The following is a 2,294-nucleotide window of genomic DNA, read 5'->3' on the forward strand; positions in this document are numbered from 1 at the left end:
CGGTCGCTATTGCGAATCAAGGATTGCCCCGCAGCCCCGCGTTCCCTATCGGCATGGACAACGCTTTAACCCGAGGTTGTCCGATGACGAGTTTTCAGGACCGCGAGCGCGCCGAAGAAGCGAAGTTCGCTCACGACGCCGACACGCTGTTCCGCATCCAGGCCCGCCGCAACCGCCTCGTCGGTGAATGGGCGGCCGAACGCATGGACTTGTCGCAGGCCGAAACCGATGCCTATGCCAAGGCCGTCGTCCAGGCCGACTTCGAGGAAGCCGGCGACGAGGACGTCATCCGCAAGCTGCTGGGCGACCTGACCGCCGCCGGCGTCGATACCACCGAAGCGGAAGTGCGCGCCGCACTGGCCGCCAAGCAGGTCGAAGCGCGCCGCGCTTTCCTGGGCTGAGGACTATCCGATGGGCATGACCGCTACCGAAATCGAGACCATGATCCGCGCCGCGCTGCCGGACGCGGAAGTCACGATCACCGACCTCGCCGGGGACAACGACCACTACGCCGCGCACGTCGTCTCGGCCGCCTTCACGGGCCGCCCCCGCGTCGCGCAGCACAAGATGGTCTACGAAGCGCTGGGCGGCCGCATGGGCGGCGTCCTTCACGCCTTGCAACTCACCACCGCCGTCCCCAACTGACGCAAGCATACTACTCAAGGGTTTTACTGAAATGTCCGACGTCAATGCCCGTATCGGCGATATCGTAAAGAGCAACGACGTGGTCCTCTTCATGAAGGGCACCCCGCTGTTCCCGCAGTGCGGCTTCTCCAGCCGCGCGATCGCCATCCTCGAACACCTCGGCGTCGCTTACGAGACCGTCGACGTGCTGCAGGACATGGAAATCCGTCAGGGCATCAAGTCCTATTCGGACTGGCCGACGATCCCCCAGCTCTACGTCAAGGGCGAGTTCCTCGGCGGCAGCGACATCATGATGGAGATGTACGAGGCCGGCGAACTGCACCAGCTCATGACCGACAGCGGGATCGCTGCGCAGGGCTGATCTGCCGACAGCACCGGATTACGAAGGCTCGGGAAGCGATTCCCGGGCCTTTTCATTGCCCGTCATCCGAACTGTGGGCGCAATCTTTGAAATCCTGCCTTATGGGATCGAAACGCATGCAGTCATCCCCGCGAAGGCGGGGACCCAACTGATGCCAGAGCAACATCAGCCCACCGGAGATGGGTTCCCGCCTTCGCGGGAATGACAACGATACGTACGCAAGGCGCTGGCCACCGTCAGGTCCGGGATGACGAATGCTTCGATGTATGGGGAACCCCGGGGAGGCGGGGCCGGGAGACTGTCCGGCCCCGCCTCTATCGAGACTGCTTCTCTCGGGGTACGATACTTCATAAGCATGGCCTGTGCCAGTTCTGATTTTTCCCGAAAATCAGCCATTTCTTCGGTTCACGTGTCAGCGCGTGCGTCATGCTCTGTAAATTCTGCCGACACTGCCACCTGAGTCGCCTGGCGCTTTTCCGCTTGCGTGCCCCTTCCCCAGCGGCAAGATCGGCGGCAATGATCCAGACCGCTCCCTCCGACCAGCCGATGCCGACAGACGGCCCCGCCGTCGTCCCTGCCGCCACCGTGGTGGTGTTCCGCCACGCCGCCGACGGCGGACCGCCCGAACTGCTGATGCTCCAGCGCTCGGACGGCATGCGCTTCGCAGGCGGGGCGGCGGTGTTTCCCGGCGGCCGCGTCGATCCCGCCGACCGCGAACTCGCCCGCCGCCTGCTGCCCGGCGAATCGGAGGAGATCGCCTCCGCGCGCATCGCCGCGATCCGCGAGACGCTGGAGGAAGCGGGCCTCATGATCGCCACCCGCGCCCCCGTCACCGCCCGCGAAGCCGCGCAGGCGCGGGCGATGCTGCTGGAGGTCGGCCGGCTCGACACCGTGCTGGAGCGCTTCGGCTGGGAACTGGACCCGCAGGCGCTGACCTTCTTCGCGCACTGGTGCCCCTTGTGGGACCGGGCTTTCGACACGCGCTTCTTCGTCGCCGACATCGGCACCGGCGCGGTGGACGTGACGGTCGACGCCACCGAGAACTCGCGCCTGTTCTGGGCGAGCGCCGCCGATGCCCTTGCGATGGCCGATCGGGGCGAGATTTCGGTGATCTTTCCGACCCGCCGCAATCTCGACCGCCTTGCGCAATACGCCGATCATGCCGAAGCGCTGGCCGACATCGCCGCCCACCCCGTCGTCCGCATCCACCCCGAGGTAGAAATGCGCGAGGACGGAGAGTGGCTCGTGATCCCCGACGGGCTGGGCTATCCGGTGCTCGGCATCGACC

General features: G+C 65.7%; 4 protein-coding genes. All 4 read left to right on the forward strand.

All coding sequences use genetic code 11. The features are described from left to right. Positions 1-83: 83 nt before the first annotated feature. Entirely contained in the window at positions 84-401 is a 318-nt protein-coding gene (locus ACYPYD_RS09190) for a DUF1476 domain-containing protein (protein ID WP_036529513.1), read from the forward strand. A gap of 10 nt (positions 402-411) precedes the next feature. After that, entirely contained in the window at positions 412-645 is a 234-nt protein-coding gene (locus ACYPYD_RS09195) for a BolA/IbaG family iron-sulfur metabolism protein (RefSeq protein WP_008832123.1), read from the forward strand. Positions 646-676: 31 nt separating this feature from the next. After that, positions 677-1,006 carry a Grx4 family monothiol glutaredoxin gene (gene grxD, locus ACYPYD_RS09200; RefSeq protein ID WP_008832124.1) on the forward strand — a complete coding sequence of 110 codons (330 nt, stop codon included), beginning with the start codon at positions 677-679 and terminating at the stop codon, positions 1,004-1,006. 516 nt (positions 1,007-1,522) lie between these two features. Continuing rightward, positions 1,523-2,294: NUDIX hydrolase (locus ACYPYD_RS09205; RefSeq protein WP_459662877.1), on the forward strand; the 772-nt coding region annotated here is incomplete at its 3' end.

This window comes from Novosphingobium sp. 11B, assembly GCF_054589055.1.

Excerpts from the sequence above, each read along its gene's own strand:
- ACYPYD_RS09190 (WP_036529513.1), top strand. The coding sequence starts at position 84 with ATGACGAGTTTTCAGGACCGCGAGCGCGCCGAAGAAGCGAAGTTCGCT.
- ACYPYD_RS09195 (WP_008832123.1), top strand. The coding sequence starts at position 412 with ATGGGCATGACCGCTACCGAAATCGAGACCATGATCCGCGCCGCGCTG.
- grxD (WP_008832124.1), top strand. The coding sequence starts at position 677 with ATGTCCGACGTCAATGCCCGTATCGGCGATATCGTAAAGAGCAACGAC.